General features: G+C 52.1%; 13 protein-coding genes. 9 read left to right on the forward strand and 4 right to left on the reverse strand.

All coding sequences use genetic code 11. From position 1 onward, the window contains the following. Nucleotides 1-124 precede the first annotated feature (124 nt). Nucleotides 125-727 carry a peroxiredoxin gene (locus tag ACCI51_RS08375; protein WP_371843269.1) on the reverse strand — a complete coding sequence of 201 codons (603 nt, stop codon included), beginning with the start codon at nucleotides 725-727 and terminating at the stop codon, nucleotides 125-127. A 334-nt stretch (nucleotides 728-1,061) separates the two neighbouring features. On the opposite strand from ACCI51_RS08375, the gene ACCI51_RS08380 reads away from it, so the two are divergent. From ACCI51_RS08380 to bfr, 3 genes are all read left to right on the forward strand, one after another. Continuing rightward, on the forward strand, nucleotides 1,062-1,274 hold the full coding sequence (locus ACCI51_RS08380) for a bacterioferritin-associated ferredoxin (protein ID WP_299588590.1): 213 nt from the start codon (nucleotides 1,062-1,064) through the stop codon (nucleotides 1,272-1,274). 175 nt (nucleotides 1,275-1,449) lie between these two features. Continuing rightward, a complete protein-coding gene (locus ACCI51_RS08385) occupies nucleotides 1,450-2,775 on the forward strand; it encodes a DUF2254 domain-containing protein (RefSeq protein ID WP_299588587.1) in 1,326 nt (441 codons plus the stop codon). A 299-nt stretch (nucleotides 2,776-3,074) separates the two neighbouring features. After that, entirely contained in the window at nucleotides 3,075-3,554 is a 480-nt protein-coding gene (gene bfr / locus ACCI51_RS08390) for a bacterioferritin (protein WP_299588583.1), read from the forward strand. 103 nt (nucleotides 3,555-3,657) lie between these two features. On the opposite strand, the gene grxD is transcribed toward bfr, so the two are convergent. Next, entirely contained in the window at nucleotides 3,658-3,984 is a 327-nt protein-coding gene (gene grxD, locus ACCI51_RS08395) for a Grx4 family monothiol glutaredoxin (RefSeq protein WP_299588579.1), read from the reverse strand. Between the two features lie 323 nt (nucleotides 3,985-4,307). On the opposite strand from grxD, the gene ACCI51_RS08400 reads away from it, so the two are divergent. The 5 genes from ACCI51_RS08400 (at nucleotide 4,308) to ACCI51_RS08420 (ending at nucleotide 12,709) form a co-directional block, all read left to right on the forward strand. After that, nucleotides 4,308-5,492, forward strand: coding sequence for an aspartate aminotransferase family protein (locus tag ACCI51_RS08400; RefSeq protein ID WP_371843270.1), 1,185 nt, complete (start codon nucleotides 4,308-4,310; stop codon nucleotides 5,490-5,492). Between the two features lie 24 nt (nucleotides 5,493-5,516). Further along, the gene (argF, locus tag ACCI51_RS08405) at nucleotides 5,517-6,431 is read left to right on the forward strand and encodes an ornithine carbamoyltransferase (protein ID WP_371843271.1); all 915 of its coding nucleotides are present in this window, start codon (nucleotides 5,517-5,519) and stop codon (nucleotides 6,429-6,431) included. Between the two features lie 901 nt (nucleotides 6,432-7,332). Beyond that, on the forward strand, nucleotides 7,333-10,275 hold the full coding sequence (locus tag ACCI51_RS08410; RefSeq protein ID WP_371843272.1) for a ribonucleoside-diphosphate reductase subunit alpha: 2,943 nt from the start codon (nucleotides 7,333-7,335) through the stop codon (nucleotides 10,273-10,275). 452 nt (nucleotides 10,276-10,727) lie between these two features. Next, nucleotides 10,728-11,984, forward strand: a complete 1,257-nt coding sequence (locus tag ACCI51_RS08415) for a ribonucleotide-diphosphate reductase subunit beta (RefSeq protein WP_299588570.1) — start codon at nucleotides 10,728-10,730, stop codon at nucleotides 11,982-11,984. A 338-nt stretch (nucleotides 11,985-12,322) separates the two neighbouring features. Beyond that, entirely contained in the window at nucleotides 12,323-12,709 is a 387-nt protein-coding gene (locus tag ACCI51_RS08420) for a DUF2750 domain-containing protein (RefSeq protein WP_371843273.1), read from the forward strand. A gap of 210 nt (nucleotides 12,710-12,919) precedes the next feature. On the opposite strand, the gene ACCI51_RS08425 is transcribed toward ACCI51_RS08420, so the two are convergent. Beyond that, nucleotides 12,920-13,450 carry a redoxin domain-containing protein gene (locus ACCI51_RS08425; protein ID WP_371843274.1) on the reverse strand — a complete coding sequence of 177 codons (531 nt, stop codon included), beginning with the start codon at nucleotides 13,448-13,450 and terminating at the stop codon, nucleotides 12,920-12,922. 145 nt (nucleotides 13,451-13,595) lie between these two features. Between ACCI51_RS08425 and ACCI51_RS08430 the strand changes: the two genes are divergently transcribed. Then, complete coding sequence (locus ACCI51_RS08430) at nucleotides 13,596-14,213, forward strand: alpha/beta hydrolase (protein WP_371843275.1); 618 nt, start codon at nucleotides 13,596-13,598, stop codon at nucleotides 14,211-14,213. A gap of 347 nt (nucleotides 14,214-14,560) precedes the next feature. Here ACCI51_RS08430 and ACCI51_RS08435 read toward each other — a convergent pair whose 3' ends face one another. After that, nucleotides 14,561-15,778 carry a hypothetical protein gene (locus ACCI51_RS08435; protein ID WP_371843276.1) on the reverse strand — a complete coding sequence of 406 codons (1,218 nt, stop codon included), beginning with the start codon at nucleotides 15,776-15,778 and terminating at the stop codon, nucleotides 14,561-14,563. Nucleotides 15,779-16,047 lie beyond the last annotated feature (269 nt).

A 16,047-nucleotide genomic window follows, 5' to 3' on the forward strand; every position in this document is an offset into this window, starting at 1 on the left:
CACAGTCACTGTGCGAACCCCCGTGCCACCTGCCCAAATCTGCGCATTGGCCCTCATTAAAACGAAAAAACCGCCTTTCGGCGGTTTTTTCTGCTTGGGAACTGAGCCCCAACAGCGCTCGAGCTTACAGCTTTTCAGCGTTCTCGCTCAGGTAAGCCGCTACACCCTCTGGAGAAGCGTTCATGCCTTTGTCGCCTTCTTGCCAGCCGGCCGGGCAAACTTCACCGTGCTCCTGGTGGAATGCCAGGGCGTCAACCATGCGCAGCATCTCGTCAACGTTACGGCCCAGCGGCAGGTCATTGACTACCTGGTGGCGAACGTTGCCTTCTTCGTCGATCAGGAAGGAGCCGCGGAAAGCAACACCAGCGTCGGCTTCAACGTCGTACGCCTGGCAGATTTCGTGCTTAACATCAGCAACCAGGGTGTACTTAACCGGGCCGATACCGCCCTCGTTCACCGGGGTGTTACGCCAGGCGCTGTGAGAGAACTGCGAGTCGATGGAAACACCGATTACCTCAACACCACGCTTTTCGAACTCGGCAAAGCGGTGGTCGAAAGCGATCAGCTCAGAAGGACATACGAAGGTGAAGTCCAGTGGGTAGAAGAAAACTACAGCCTTCTTACCTTTGATTGTATCTTTCAGGTTAAAAGTATCGACGATCTCGCCGTTACCCTTTACCGCTGCAGCGGTGAAATCTGGAGCCGGCTTGCCTACTAGTACTGCCATGAAAACCTCCTCAATCCAATGATGGGTTGTTGATAAAGAGAGTGAAGTGTTCAATTTATATGCAACAGCTATAAATTGAATGGGAATTGATAGTGGGCCGCTATGATACACATCCACTTATTACAGGCCCATAAATTTTTTAAATCGGCCTGATAGTAGAAAAGCTATACGTGAACCAAGCCACAAAATAGGAAAAGGCCTCAACGAAAAGCATAAAAAAAGAACATAAAGGTCGATTTTCAATCATTTCGAAATCTTATTGACACTCATTCTCAATTGCAATAGGATTTACATCAGTCTACTATTGAACATAAATCGACCAGAGCCCACGACGATGTATGTATGTATCTGTAAAGGTATTACCGACCGCCAAATCAAAGAGGCTGTCTACGATGGCTCCACTTCGGTGAAGGCCTTGAGACGCCAGCTGGGTGTCTCCTCCCAGTGCGGTCGCTGTGCCGAGCAGACCAAGGAAATCATCGACGAAACCATGGGCGCAGGGGTGATTACCGCCGCCACCAGCGGGCTGTTTTACTCTGCGAGCTAACCCTATCTATAACGGCCGCCTGCCAGTGGAATTCAGCGGCGGCCGCGGCCACTCCCGAACTTCCCCCTAAACCGCCCCCTCTGGGCCCGGCTTAATAGTCCTCTCCCTTCACGACTCTATGATGCGCATATTGGATGCTCTAAGCTGAGAGCACATTTATGGCTCAGATTGGAACATGAAGAAGCACCTACTGCACCTCTACGAAAAACTTCGCACCAGCTTTTGGAGCGTGCCGCTAGTCATGATCCTATCATCGCTGCTTCTCGCTTATTTGATGCGCCAGCTGGATGCCATATTGAGCGCACTGCCATTATTCGAGACCGGCCGTATCGCTACTCTGGATTGGTTGCATATGCGCGATACCAATAGCGCACGCGCCCTACTCTCCGTGATTGCGGGTTCAACCATTACCGTTGCCGGCACAGTGTTCTCGATCACCGTAGTTGCCCTGACGCTCGCCTCCAATCAGTTCGGTCCCCACCTGGTAAGAAACTTTATCCGCGACCGCAGTACCCAGGGCTCCCTCGGGATCTTTCTTTCCACCTATGTCTATGCGCTGGTCACCATGCGCGGCATCGAAGGCACAGCGGAGGGTGCAAACAGTTATGGTTTTGCCATTCAAGTTGCGCTGCTGCTCACTTTGATCAGCGTCGGCTATCTCGTTTATTTTATCCACAATGTGGCGCAATCCATCCAGGTGGATAACATCGCCCACCAGATCAACCTGGAATTTCACCAGGCAATTGATCGCGAATACCCGAGCTCTGCAGAATCTTCCGGCGAACACTTTGATACCGAGCGTCTGGAACTGGGCGCGGGCTCGACGAAAGTCCCCACCCCTCGCGGTGGTTATGTCCAGATTATTGACCGGGAAAAAATTATTGCGGTTGCCGAAAAATATAACTGCTGTGTGCGGATTAACTGCCACCCCGGCTCCTATGTGCACGGCTGGAGCCAGATCGGCAAAATTTACCAAGGTGGCAACCCGCAAGCGATCATTCCACAAGTGCAGGCGGCTCTGCAGATTGGTGCGCTGCCGACAGCAGAGCAGGATGTTGTTTTTTCCATGCGCCAACTCTCACAAATCGCCGTGCGTGCATTGTCTCCCGGAATTAACGATCCCTATACAGCGTATTCTTGTGTAGACCGTCTCATTGAAGGGCTGGGTACGGTACTGCAAAGGCCGGAACCCCCAAACTGCTATACCGGCTCTGCCGGAAACTTACGACTGGTAAGCTGTAAACTGGAATTCGCCCAATTGCTCGATGCCTCGCTCGATGAAATCGTTGAATCCGGCCGCGCTAATGGCGTATTTATACGCCACCTCCTCAATGCACTGAAACATCTCGCCGAGGTTTGCCAACGGGAAAAGGATAAAGTCGCACTATTTAACTACCTCGAACGGCTGGCCGACGACATTAAAACTTTTATTAAAAGTGAAACTGATTCAATTCAAATTCGGGAAATAATATCCGATATTCAAAAAAATCTGACAGGCTAACCCCACAACCTAAACAAGAATCATTTTCGTTGCTATTTTCGGCCGAATTCGTGTTAAAAACCTTGTTTTTTCTGCATTCCGCAGGTAGCAACTTCCCCTTGACTTGCCGCAAATCGCAACGCAAACTCGGCCCGGATTGCAGTTGCCACCCTAAAATAAATTGTGGGAAAACGGTCAGCCGCAGACTTAAGTGACTAACACAATTTAGTGACTTTTTATTGCTACTTATTTCAAGTAATCAACAAATAGGAATTCTCTGAGGGTGTTATCCAGCTCGCAGGGCCACAGGAGCACAAGCTATGAAAGGCGATCCCAAGGTTATCGAACATTTAAATAAAGTATTGGGCAATGAGCTGGTAGCGATCAACCAGTATTTCCTGCATGCGCGCATGTACGACAACTGGGGGCTAAAAGAGCTAGGTAAACAGGAATACCACGAATCCATCGATGAGATGAAACACGCCGACTGGCTCATCGAGCGCATCCTGTTCCTCGAAGGCATTCCCAACCTGCAGCATCTGGGTAAATTGATGATCGGTGAAAACACCGAGGAAATGCTCAAGTGCGATTTGAAGATTGAATCCAAAGCGATTCCCGATCTGCGCGATGCCATCGCTTACTGTGAATCCGTTCGCGATTACGGCAGCCGCGAGTTACTGGAAAAAATCCTCGACTCAGAAGAAGAGCATGTCGACTGGCTGGAAACCCAACTGGAGCTGATCGATAAAGTGGGCATCCAGAATTACTTGCAATCCCAGATGGAAAAAGCGACCGGCTGAGTTTCAGCCGTATTTCCGACATAAAAAAACCGCGGTTAAAGCCGCGGTTTTTTTATGTATCCGGCAATCCCTGCCACCGGAGTCACATCAGCGGATGAGTGAGTTATTCATCACCCTCAGCAGAGGCCTCTTCAACCAGGGTTTTCAGCTCACCATTTTCATACATTTCCATAATGATGTCGCAACCGCCGACCAGCTCCCCTTTCACCCACAACTGGGGGAAGGTTGGCCAGTTGGCATACTTGGGTAATTCAGCGCGAATATCTGGATTAGCCAGGATATCCACATAGGCAAAGCGCTTGCCGCAGGCCATCATCGCCTGGGAGGCGCGCATGGAAAAGCCGCACTGGGGGGCGTTAGGGCTACCTTTCATGTAGAGCAGGACGGCGTTGTCGGCGATCTGCTGTTTGATGTTCTCCAGTGTATCCATAAGCGTGAGAAACCTCAGGTGGTGGAAGCAAAAGTAATTAACGTGTATCGCATCGGCACCCAGCCATTGCGCACGGCCGCTCATTGTACCCCAGCGCAAGGGGGAATAAGTACCCGACTCCCCGCACATCTCAAAAATAAGCGCCACCACAGTCATCAAATGCCACCCTCTAAAGAGAAAATCAACAGATAGCACACACGCCATAGCGGCTGTGTTAGCATTAGCGAAACAGGATATCTTGCAGATTAAAACCAAACAAACAAAATTATCTGCGGAAAATTACACTTTCGATAAGCAATCAAAAGAGAAAAGGAGGCGCCGAAGTGCCCACCCCCACACTGATGCACAACTATGGCGAAAGAACCTTGACCCTGGTACGCGGAGAAGGGAATTACGTGTGGGACGACCGGGGTCGACGATACCTGGATGCCATCTCCGGTATTGCTGTATGTGGTCTGGGGCACTGCCACCCAAAAGTTACTGAAGCGCTGCATGAACAAGCCGCGACCCTGCTGCACGTTTCCAACCTGTACAACATCCCACCCCAGCAGCAACTGGCCGATCGGCTTGCGTATCTGTCCGGCATGGACAATGTATTTTTCTCCAACTCTGGCGCTGAGGCCAACGAGGCCGCCATCAAACTAGCGCGCAAACTCGGCAATGAACGCGGACTGGCAACACCACAGATTGTGGTGATGGAAGGCGCTTTTCACGGGCGAACCCTGGCCACCCTCACAGCGACCGGCAATGAAAAAGTACAACGGGGTTTCGCCCCACTGCCTGAGGGCTTTTTGCGGGTGCCGTTCAATGATGTGGAAGCCATTGAACGGTTGGCGGAGCAGCACAGCGATATCGTCGCCATACTGGTGGAGCCGATTCAGGGCGAGGGCGGTGTGCGCATTCCCGCTAGGGACTACCTGATAAAACTGCGTGCACTTTGCGATCAGCGAAACTGGCTGTTAATGCTTGACGAAATTCAGACTGGCAACGGCCGCAGTGGCAAAATGTTTGCCTACCAGCATATGGGCATCGTGCCGGATGTCCTCACCACCGCCAAAGGTCTCGGCAATGGCGTCCCGATCGGCGCCTGCCTCGCCCGCGGCAAGGCGGCACAGCTATTCACGGCAGGCAGCCACGGCTCGACTTTCGGCGGCAACCCCCTCGCTTGTCGCGCAGGTCTTGCTGTACTGGACACCCTGCAGGGCGAGTGGTTGATCGAACGTGCGGAAAAAATGGGCGCACAGCTGCTGCAGTCCCTGCAGATTCGGCTTGGCAATTGCCCCGCAGTTGTGGACATCCGCGGATTGGGCCTAATGATTGGTATCGAACTCAGACGCCCTTGCGGAGAACTGGTAGAGCAAGCGCGGGAACAGGGCTTACTAATCAACGTTACCGCCAACAATGTGCTGCGGCTTCTGCCCCCGCTGACGCTTACCGATAGTGAGTGCCAGCAGCTGGCCGCCGATATAGGCACCCTAATTCAACAATTTACCCTGCAGGCCGTCTGAGGCACCAATCAAGGAGAACAATTTATGGCGACCAGACACTTCCTCACCTTAATGGATCTCTCCGCCGAAGAGTTAACGCACATCATTGAGCGCGCCATCGAATTAAAAACACTGCGTAACCAGGGCATTACCACCGACTTTTTTCGCGGTAAAGTGCTGGGGATGATTTTTGAAAAATCCTCCACCCGCACCCGGGTCTCTTTTGAAGCGGGTATGGCGCAAATGGGTGGCAGCGCCCTGTTTCTCTCACCGCGCGATACCCAGCTAGGGCGCGGTGAACCAATCGAAGATAGTGCGCGGGTCATCTCGCGGATGGTCGATATGGTGATGATTCGCACCTTTGGCCACCAAGTGCTTGAACGCTTCGCTGCGCACTCGCGCGTACCAGTGATCAACGCCCTATCCGACAGTTACCACCCCTGCCAATTGCTCGCCGACATCCAAACCTTCGTAGAGCATCGCGGCAGCCCTGAAGGTAAAGTCGTAGCCTGGGTCGGCGACGGCAACAATATGTGCCATTCCTATATCAATGCGGCCCGGCTGTGCGGCTTCGAGCTGCGTATCGCCAGCCCCCAGGGATATGCGCCCAATGCCGATATTGTCGCCACCGCCAGCGACCGGGTACACATTGTTCACAATCCAGTGGATGCCGTGCGCGGTGCCGACTGGGTCGCCACCGATGTGTGGGCCTCTATGGGTCAGGAAACGGAACAGCAGGCGCGCACCGCCGCTTTTGACCGTTTCCAGGTGAATCACGAACTGATGAGCCACGCCAATAGTGGGGCGCTGTTCATGCACTGTCTACCGGCCCACCGCGGTGAGGAGGTGAGCGCCGAGCTCCTTGAGGACGAGAGTATTTCTGCGGTCTGGGATGAGGCCGAAAACCGTCTACACGCGCAAAAAGCCCTGATGGAGTTTTTGCAGGAGCACAGCCACTAAACCACCCCCTAGGGGCCACTCCACTAAGGGCCTTTCAACGCCGATCGAAGGCACGCTATTGTTATTTCGGTCGGCTATTTCCCCGCCTCCACATCCCCATTCCGCCAATGAATTTTCAGTTGTGATCCCGCAGGTGTCGCCTAAGCATTTTCCTCAAGCTCACTCCTACACACAATTCAACCACTCACTTCCTTATTTGGCGTATAAACACAGATTCAGGCCAAACCATCAATGTGAACAAATAATAAACAACTGAGCTTTACCATAAAAATCCCGCCACAAAACTGATCATCTTAGTACCAACTTGCTCAAATTACGGCCATTTGCATATGGTTATTGCCGTTGTTAATTTAGAACGCCCTGGCTATTAAAAAAAATTGTAAGAGCTTGTATTCGCTCTACGCCCTCCCAGGCAAATGTCTTGCAGCCCAGCTGTGGCGGGCTCTGCCGCAGAAGTGGCTACTGACTCAATGAGCCTACCCACAATTTATCCACAAACAACCACAAAGTTATTCGCCTTGAACTGACCCGCCTACCGCATTATCTTGTAGCGCACTCGAGGCCGACCCCCTATATATTGGGGTACAGGGTCGAGAGCACCCCCAGATCAAGGGGCGAATCACGGCACTCCGCCAGACTTTTTGGCGGCCGGTGCCAGACGCTGCTTTTTTCAAAGCAGAATCAGAGGTAAGCGGGCGGAAAGGAATTATCCGCCGCAGGCAGCGGCCGGCAGACCTTAACAGAGAGCCGGTATCAAGCCGCCTGTTTCCAGTGCCTCCACGGTGTGGGGAGAATCACTGGCCAAGCGATGGACCCGCTCCGCACATGCCACGCAGTTCAGTGGCGCTGTTCTGGTGAACACACGCGGACAGACAACAATACAAACCTTTCGGAGATTTACATGCACACAGAGACAGGGCGCTCTCAAGCCGTGCCTGCGGAAAAATCGGGCACCTCTAGCGACCAGGCTACTGACGGCACCACTCTGGCCGCCACCGCACCGGGCCAGATCCGCGTAATCAAGCGCAACGGCACCGTTGTCCCCTATGACGATGGCAAAATTTCCGTCGCCGTCACCAAGGCCTTCCTCGCTGTTGAAGGCGGCACCGCCGCTGCGTCCAGCCGTGTCCACGAGCAGGTCGAGGAGCTGGTCGGCCAGATCAGTGCCACCTTCAAGCGCCGTATGCCCTCTGGCGGCACTATCCATATTGAGGAAATCCAGGACCAGGTGGAACTGGCCCTGATGCGGGCCGGTGAACAAAAGGTTGCTCGCGACTACGTACTCTACCGTGAAGAGCACGCCCGTCTGCGCGCAGAGAAAGGCAGCCAGGCGCCAGCTGAGCAACAGTCCATCAATGCACACCCGAGCATCCGCGTAAAACTCGATGACGATAGCTTGGCGCCTTTGGATATGGAGCGCCTGCGCACCGTGGTCAGCGAAGCCTGTGAGGGCCTCAAGGACGTCAATGCAGACGCTATCCTCGGTGAAGCTCTGAAGAACCTGTACGATGGCGTTTCTGAAAACGACATCAATACTGCTCTGGTTATTACCGCGCGTACTCTGGTTGAGCAAGAGCCCAATTACACCTACGCCACTGCCAGCCTGCTGATCGACAAACTGCGCTCCGAAGCTCTGCGCTTCCTCGACGTCGCTGAGCGCGCAACCCAGCATGAAATGGAAAAGCTCTACGCTTCCACCCTGCCCGCATATGTGGAAAAAGGGATTGAACTGGAACTGCTCGATCCGGCACTGGCCACCTTCGACCTGGAAAAACTTGGCCAGGCCCTGAAGGGCGAGCGCGACCACCAGTTTACTTATCTCGGCCTGCAAACCCTGTATGACCGCTACTTCCTGCACAGCGATGACATCCGTTTTGAGCTGCCGCAGATTTTCTTTATGCGTGTCGCCATGGGCCTCAGCATTAACGAAGAAAATAAGAACGAGCGCGCGGTAGACTTCTACAACCTGTTGAGCTCCTTCGATTACATGAGCTCCACGCCCACGCTGTTCAACGCCGGCACCCTGCGCCCGCAGCTGTCCTCTTGCTACCTGACCACCGTACCGGACGATCTACACGGTATTTACGGCGCTATCCGCGACAATGCCATGCTGTCCAAATGGGCCGGTGGCCTCGGCAACGATTGGACCCCGGTGCGCTCTTTGGGCTCCTACATCAAAGGCACCAACGGCAAATCCCAAGGTGTTGTGCCCTTCCTGAAAGTGGCCAACGACACCGCGGTAGCGGTGAACCAGGGCGGCAAGCGCAAGGGCGCAGTCTGCGCCTATCTGGAATCCTGGCACCTGGATATCGAGGAATTCCTCGAGCTGCGCAAGAACACCGGTGACGACCGCCGCCGCACCCACGATATGAACACCGCCAACTGGGTCCCCGACCTGTTTATGAAGCGTGTGTTCGAAGACAAAGAGTGGACCCTCTTCTCCCCGGCAGACTGCCCGGACCTGCACGACCTCTTCGGCAGTGCATTCGAAGAGCGCTACAACCACTACGAACAACAGGCTGCCGAAGGCAAACTGAAGCTGTTCAAGAAAATCCGTGCGCTCGACTTATGGCGCAAGATGCTGGGTATGCTGTTCGAAACCGGCCACCCCTGGATCACCTTCAAAGACAGCTGCAACCTGCGCAGCCCGCAGCAGCACGCCGGTGTGGTACACAGCTCCAACCTGTGCACCGAGATTACCCTCAACACCAAGGCAGACGACGAAATTGCCGTCTGTAACCTGGGCTCTGTCAACCTGGCCCTGCACATCGATGAGAACGGCGAACTCGACCGTACCAAGCTGGCGAACACCGTAAAAACTGCCGTCCGCATGCTCGATAACGTTATCGACATCAACTACTACGCCGTTGAGAGTGCGCGCCAGTCCAACATGCGTCACCGCCCGGTGGGCATGGGCCTGATGGGCTTCCAAGACGCGCTGTACAAAGCCGGCATCGCCTACGCCAGCGACGAAGCGGTAACCTTTGCCGATAACACTATGGAAGCCATCAGCTTCGAAGCCATCTCCGCTTCCAGCGACCTGGCGGCTGAGCGCGGCAAGTATCAGACCTACGAAGGCTCTCTGTGGAGTAAAGGTGTCCTGCCCCTGGACTCCATTCAGATCCTGGTAGAACAGCGCGGCCAGCAATTTATCGACCAGGACACCAGTGCCACGCTGGACTGGGACAGCCTGCGTGAGAAGGTCAAAACCCAGGGTATGCGTAACTCCAACGTGATGGCGATCGCCCCCACTGCGACCATTGCCAATATCACCGGAGTTTCCCAGTCGATCGAACCGACTTACCAAAACCTGTATGTGAAATCGAACCTGTCCGGCGAGTTCACCGTAGTAAACCCCTACCTGGTACACGACCTGAAAGATCGCGGCCTATGGGACCAGGTGATGGTCAACGACCTGAAATACTACGAAGGCTCTGTACAGAAAATTGATCGCGTACCGGAAGACCTGAAAGCGAAATACTGCACCGCCTTTGAAGTGGAGCCGCGCTGGATTGTGGACGCCGCCAGCCGTCGCCAGAAATGGATCGACCAGGCCCAGTCCCTGAACCTGTATATCGCCGGCGCCGATGGCAAAAAACTGGACCTGACCTATCGCATGGCCTGGTTCCGCGGTTTGAAAACTACTTATTACCTGCGCGCCCTGGCCGCTACCACCACGGAGAAATCCACGGTAACCAGCGGCACCCTGAATGCGGTAAGCGCACACGGTAGTAATGGCATGGCCGCTGCAACAGCGGCACCTGCCGAACAGGCCACACCGGCCCCAGCAGCAGTGCCGCAAGCCTGCTCCCTGGACGATCCGGACTGTGAAGCCTGTCAATAACCATTTGGCCCCGCCAGGGGCCTGCACTCACTCTCGGGGGAGAGCGTCGTAACCGCACGTGCGGGCATGACCATGCGCAGCGACCCCGGCTCGCCCGGCACACAAAAGCCGGGAGTAATTCACGGGCCGGGGCTCGTTAGCGTTCTTTTCCCAACAGCGTTTTACGTGTTCCGTACAAATACTGCGGAGCACCGAAACCTCGTAAAAAACTTTGCGATTCATCCCACAACTGAGCGATGAACATTCAAAATAAAAGTTGGAAAAGCAAAGTAATAATTGATCTGGCACAGGAATTTTGTGCCCAGGCAGGCTGAAAATACCTGCAGAGATTGACCACTGCCGGAGTAATTCCGACATATCACCCCTGGCTTCGCTCTGCGAACATCACGCCAGGAAGAGTACAGAAATTATTATCGAATTTTCGATAGCGAGACCGATTAAAAGGGCCAACTATGCTGAGCTGGGACGATTTCGAGACAAAGCCCCAACAACCTGAAAATGCCACCAAAGCGCAAGTAGCGCCGGAGAGCCAGACGAAATCCGTACAAGAGCCCAGCGCTTCTTACACAGCGGAAACCACAGCTCCGTCAGCCAGCTCCGCGCCCCAAAATGGCTCCACGGCCGTCGATGCCGCGCGCGCGGCAATCGCCACTATGGATCCCGCTCCCGGCCTAGAAGAATTGGAGATGGGCGCAGCCCGTATTCAGGTGGACGAAAAGCGCATTATCAATTGCCGCGCTGACCTCAATCAATTAGTACCATTTAAATACGATTGGGCTTGGCAAAAATACCTGGATGGCTGTGCGAATCACTGGATGCCCCAGGAAATCAACATGAACAAAGATGTGTCCATGTGGAAAGACCCCAACGGTCTGACCGATGATGAGCGTCGTATCGTCGAATACTCTCTGGGCTATTTCTCCACCGCCGATTCTCTGGTTGCCAACAATCTGGTACTGGCTATCTACCGCCATATCACCAACCCGGAGTGCCGCCAGTACCTGCTGCGCCAGTCTTTCGAAGAAGCGATCCACACCCACGCCTACCAGTACTGTGTAGAATCCCTGGGCATGGACGAAGGCGAAGTCTTCAATATGTACCGCGAAGTGCCCGCCGTTGCCAAAAAGGCGGCCTGGAGCCTGTCCCACACCCAGGCCATCGGTGACCCCAACTTCAAAACCGGCACCGTAGAATCTGACCAGGAGCTGCTGCGTAACCTGATCGCCTTCTATGCCGTTACCGAGGGTATCTTCTTCTACTGTGGCTTCAGCCAGATCCTGTCCATGGGCCGCCGCAATAAAATGACCGGTGTTGCCGAGCAGTTCCAGTACATCCTGCGCGACGAGTCTATGCACCTGAACTTCGGCATCGACGTGATCAACCAGATCAAACTGGAAAATCCGCACCTCTGGACCGCAGAGTTCCAGCAGGAAGTAACCCAGATGATCCTGGAGGGTATGGAACTGGAAGTATCCTATGCGCGCGATACCATGCCCCGCGGCGTACTCGGTATGAATGCAAAAATGATGGAGGAATACCTCCAGTTTATCGCCAATCGCCGTCTCAGCCAGCTGGGCCTGAAAGAGCAGTTCCCAGGTGCGCAGAACCCATTCCCATGGATGTCTGAAATCATGGACCTGCGCAAAGAGAAAAATTTCTTTGAAACGCGGGTTATTGAGTACCAAACCGGCGGGGCACTGCAGTGGTAAGAGTGCCATTCGGTAAGCGAATTACTAAAAAAGGAAAAAAGTAGTCGCTCACAGGAAAAGATGTATTGAAAACGGGCTTAATGCCCGTTTTTTTTAATTTAGAGCACCCAGATTTACTTAACCCGTCCATCGTGGATTTCAGTTCTATAGCGGCCCATGCATCTTATCATTGCTGTGTGCACAGCACTTTAACCGTTTGGACAACATCGGGGATTGGCGCATAATGTCCTGAATAGTCTGGTGTAGCCGCTACATCACCCAGTGCAAAATCATCACCCCTCAATTTGAGCAGGCTTAAATATCCACCTGCCTTTTAACCAGCGAATGTGTATTCACTTATGAACAACCCTGAACTGAGCGAAGGAATTAACCTGAGCTGTGAAGACCGCTACGAATACTTCCTGAGTATGGCCGGAGAAGAAAGGGAGGTCTGGATACTCGTTGATACTCAAAATTGCTTCCTGAAAATACATACCGATGAGGATGGTGGCTTTGAATATTTACCAGTATGGCCAAGCTCCGAACTTGCCAAAGCCTATGCCGAGGATACAACTGGACTCATGCCAAAAAGCATTCCCTTGCCACAGTTTCTCAGAAAATGGCTCCCCGGCCTGAAAAGTGATGCTATTGAAATCGGTGTATTCCCCACACCCGATAAAACCGTATGGATTACCGGTACAGAGGAACTGGAAAGTGACCTGCGCGAAGAACTTGCTAATTTCTGAGTGCGCCAATCCCAAGCATATCCACTCTATTGCCCCTAATACAAGACACTAAAAAACGGGCTTGATGCCCGTTTTTCATCGAAAAATAAAACCCCACCGTTAAAAGCCACCAATAATAACCAACACCCCACCAGGAAAAATTTCAAAGTCTCTAATCTAGAAGTAAACGCCCTGAACCTATTTAGTAATAGCCGATTTACTGAAATCCGCTTAATAGGTGCCCCGAATCGGATAGTTGTTTTCCGGGTTACGGATGAACTCGATACCGACCAATAAGGTCTGCAAATCGGGCCTGGCGAAAGGCGCATTGGAAATGTCGACAATCTGCAGCCTGCCAGTCTCATTGACTAAAAAAATCCCCGGTTCTGCAAAAGGTCTATCGGTTTCCTGAGGAGATCTGGGATGGGAGATATACAGCCCCAACTGCCGCATCTGCTCTATAGACAAGTCATAGCCGATTGGAAAATCTGGCTTGATCTCTTTCATATGCTGCTGTGCTTTATTCAAACCATCCGCAGATACGGCAACGACATGAACACCCTCCTTGTGATATCTCGGCAACAACGTATTCAATACTCGCAAATATTTGGTACAGAGCGGACAATGCTTGCCACGATAAACCACCACCATTTGCCATGGGTAATTTTCCTCCACCCTGCCTAGCTGAATTTTTCCACCCCCGAGCATTGCTACATTGATGGCGGGAAAATCTACATCAGCCGATAACTTAAGATTGTGCATCGCATTTCCCCTTGAGACTATAGGTTGAAACGATTGATTATAGCTTGATTGCTAAGGTTAAAATTTCGGGCCCTAAGTATAGGAAACACATGAAGCAAATTATCAACGCATTACTATATATTACATTGGCGGGCTATCTGGCTGGTTGCAACTCGAAATCCATGATGGTAATACATCTAAAATCCAGACACCGACACTTCAATTTCTGCCGGCGCTGAAGGGGGATTATCTTAAGGTAAGCTCAAAAAACATCGGGCGTCCCTTTCACATCTATATCCGTCTCTCTGAAGGCTACGACACTAACAGCCAAGAACAAACAGTCTACCCTGCAGTCTATTTACTGGATGGAGATTCCCTCTTCCCAATACTCGCCGCCAGCCACCTTTTTTTGGGTTATGACGATTTCATTCCCGAGGCGATTATTGTTGGCATTGCCTATGACTCTTTCGATCCAGGCATCAATAAACGCAGCTATGATTTCTCCATGCCCGCGGCCGACAATACGCCGACTCGGGGAGGTGCCGACACATTTCTCAACTTTCTAGAGCAGGAATTAATACCGAGTGTAGAAAATCGCTATTTTGCCGCCCCCAATCAGAGAGTCCTCTTCGGACAGAGCCAGGGTGGGCACTTTGTGCCCTATACCGCATATACCAGGCCAAATTTATTTAGAGGCCTAATTGCCAGTAATCCCACTTTATTACCGCAAAAGGACTTTTTTTCCAAAAACGCCAAAGCGCCGTCAGAGATAAAGCTACTCTAGTCGTCACTAGCAGCGAAAACGACACTCCTAGGTTACGCGCGGATACTATTGCCTGGAAGAATTACTGGGAGCCACAGGAAAGCACCCCATGGGAAATTGCCTTTAAAACGATTCCTGGAGGAACCCACGCGGCAAATAGCACTGATAGTTATCGCTTTGGTATGAATACAATATTTAAGGATGAAATTTCCCAGTTACGCCAACTGGCCGCAGAAAAAAGGGCGCCCCAGCATTAAAAGCCATACAAAAAAAGCCCGCTTATTAAAAGCGGGCTTGGTCCTGTGAGGGACAGGAAAATATGGCTACTCCCCAATGTGCCCAAGTGGACACTGAAATAGCGCTACAAATTACTCTGTACAGGCTGCAATACGGCCAGCGCTATTTTTACCTATACCGCAATTCAGCCCATTGGGAATACCCTCGTAATCTGGAGATAGAATACCACCATTACGCTGAGCATCATGGTCCGTATAGAGGCTCGCAAAGTTGTAAGAACGCGCTGTTCCTTTATGATCGTTGTCACAAGAAAAAATCGCACTGCCATAGGCAATTCCGAGGAGGGTTTTATACTCCTTCAGGTTAGAGTAAAGATTACGCTTGGCTGAACCTGCGCAGTTCATCTGTGAAGCCAAATTGATATAACCATCATCTTCACCACCCAGCAGTATGGAGCTTGCCGTTGCGATTCCGGGGAAGCCTGCATAACCACCAATGGTATAAACCGGTGCCGCTAGGTTTGTGCCAACATAATTACGTACGGTATAAACATCGTTTGTCTGGAGGTAACGTACTGCAGAACACTCACGACCGATAAACAGGTCATTCACCGCACTTTCGATCCAGCTACCATTACACAGGCGATCAACAAACTCTGTGCCAGTAATGGCTCCACCGGTGGTGAAAATCGCAGCAATGCCACTGATCGCACGCTCAAAGTCCACCTCAACAGCATAACGATCATCTAATCCAGCTACGTTATGTGTCTTGGTTTCAGTCTTACATCTTTTCCAGAACCAGCGACCAGTACAAACCTTAGAGCTTTCTGTCACCTTGTTACTATCGAACTGATTGTATGCTCGATTGTAGTAAGGGGAACCAGGCACCGCATTACCAGCCAGGTACATCATCTGTGAGGCACCCTGACTATGCGCGATTACCCAAAAGGTATCATCAGCTTCACACTGATTATCGTGCTGATAGCCATCGCCCTTGCCACTGCGAATTTCAATCATCTGCCTGGCAATTTCACCCGCTGTGCCATCGTGCCAGTAAGGCATTTCCCCCTCATCGGTAGAGTCGTAACCCACTACCCCGTAGTTACCGCCATTCATGCGCAACTGATCAATGAAGTTACTATTACTATACTTATCAAAAAACGCTTCGCTCCAATAATCGAGCGCCGGTTGCTCCAGTTGTCCCTGAGCGTTGGTGCGTTGCTTGATATGCCCTTCCGTACCATGGCCGTGAACCAGTATGTAACAGTTATCCGCCGCAGCCGATGCGGAAGCAAGCAGGCCAGCCAGTGCAAGAGAAAGACTCACACCTAATCGTTTACAAAGAGTCATTGTTGTTTCCTTATATTTATTTCCTGGCTCTAAGTCACACTTCCCAACATTTATTTTTATTAGCCAGGGTCATTTTTCGACAGGCAAACTTATCTGGGGATGCCCCGTGGTTATAGGACTTAGGGCGCCAAAGGAGAACCTGAAGCGACAGGCTTGCAGACCAATCAGTCATATTTTTCTTTTCAATTAACTTAGCGCGCTGGCTCTCAATAAGAGTCAACTCAGGCAAGCTTGAGCGGATAATTCCGCAAGGGAAATCTCTTCTTTTA

Source organism: Microbulbifer echini, assembly GCF_041447225.1.
Lineage (GTDB): Bacteria > Pseudomonadota > Gammaproteobacteria > Pseudomonadales > Cellvibrionaceae > Microbulbifer > Microbulbifer echini.

Coding starts and splice junctions, on each gene's coding strand:
- ACCI51_RS08380 (WP_299588590.1), top strand. CDS start 1,062: ATGTATGTATGTATCTGTAAAGGTATTACCGACCGCCAAATCAAAGAG.
- ACCI51_RS08410 (WP_371843272.1), top strand. CDS start 7,333: ATGCACACAGAGACAGGGCGCTCTCAAGCCGTGCCTGCGGAAAAATCG.
- ACCI51_RS08420 (WP_371843273.1), top strand. CDS start 12,323: ATGAACAACCCTGAACTGAGCGAAGGAATTAACCTGAGCTGTGAAGAC.
- ACCI51_RS08375 (WP_371843269.1), bottom strand. CDS start 727: ATGGCAGTACTAGTAGGCAAGCCGGCTCCAGATTTCACCGCTGCAGCG.
- grxD (WP_299588579.1), bottom strand. CDS start 3,984: ATGGATACACTGGAGAACATCAAACAGCAGATCGCCGACAACGCCGTC.
- argF (WP_371843271.1), top strand. CDS start 5,517: ATGGCGACCAGACACTTCCTCACCTTAATGGATCTCTCCGCCGAAGAG.
- ACCI51_RS08435 (WP_371843276.1), bottom strand. CDS start 15,778: ATGACTCTTTGTAAACGATTAGGTGTGAGTCTTTCTCTTGCACTGGCT.
- bfr (WP_299588583.1), top strand. CDS start 3,075: ATGAAAGGCGATCCCAAGGTTATCGAACATTTAAATAAAGTATTGGGC.
- ACCI51_RS08415 (WP_299588570.1), top strand. CDS start 10,728: ATGCTGAGCTGGGACGATTTCGAGACAAAGCCCCAACAACCTGAAAAT.
- ACCI51_RS08425 (WP_371843274.1), bottom strand. CDS start 13,450: ATGCACAATCTTAAGTTATCGGCTGATGTAGATTTTCCCGCCATCAAT.
- ACCI51_RS08385 (WP_299588587.1), top strand. CDS start 1,450: ATGAAGAAGCACCTACTGCACCTCTACGAAAAACTTCGCACCAGCTTT.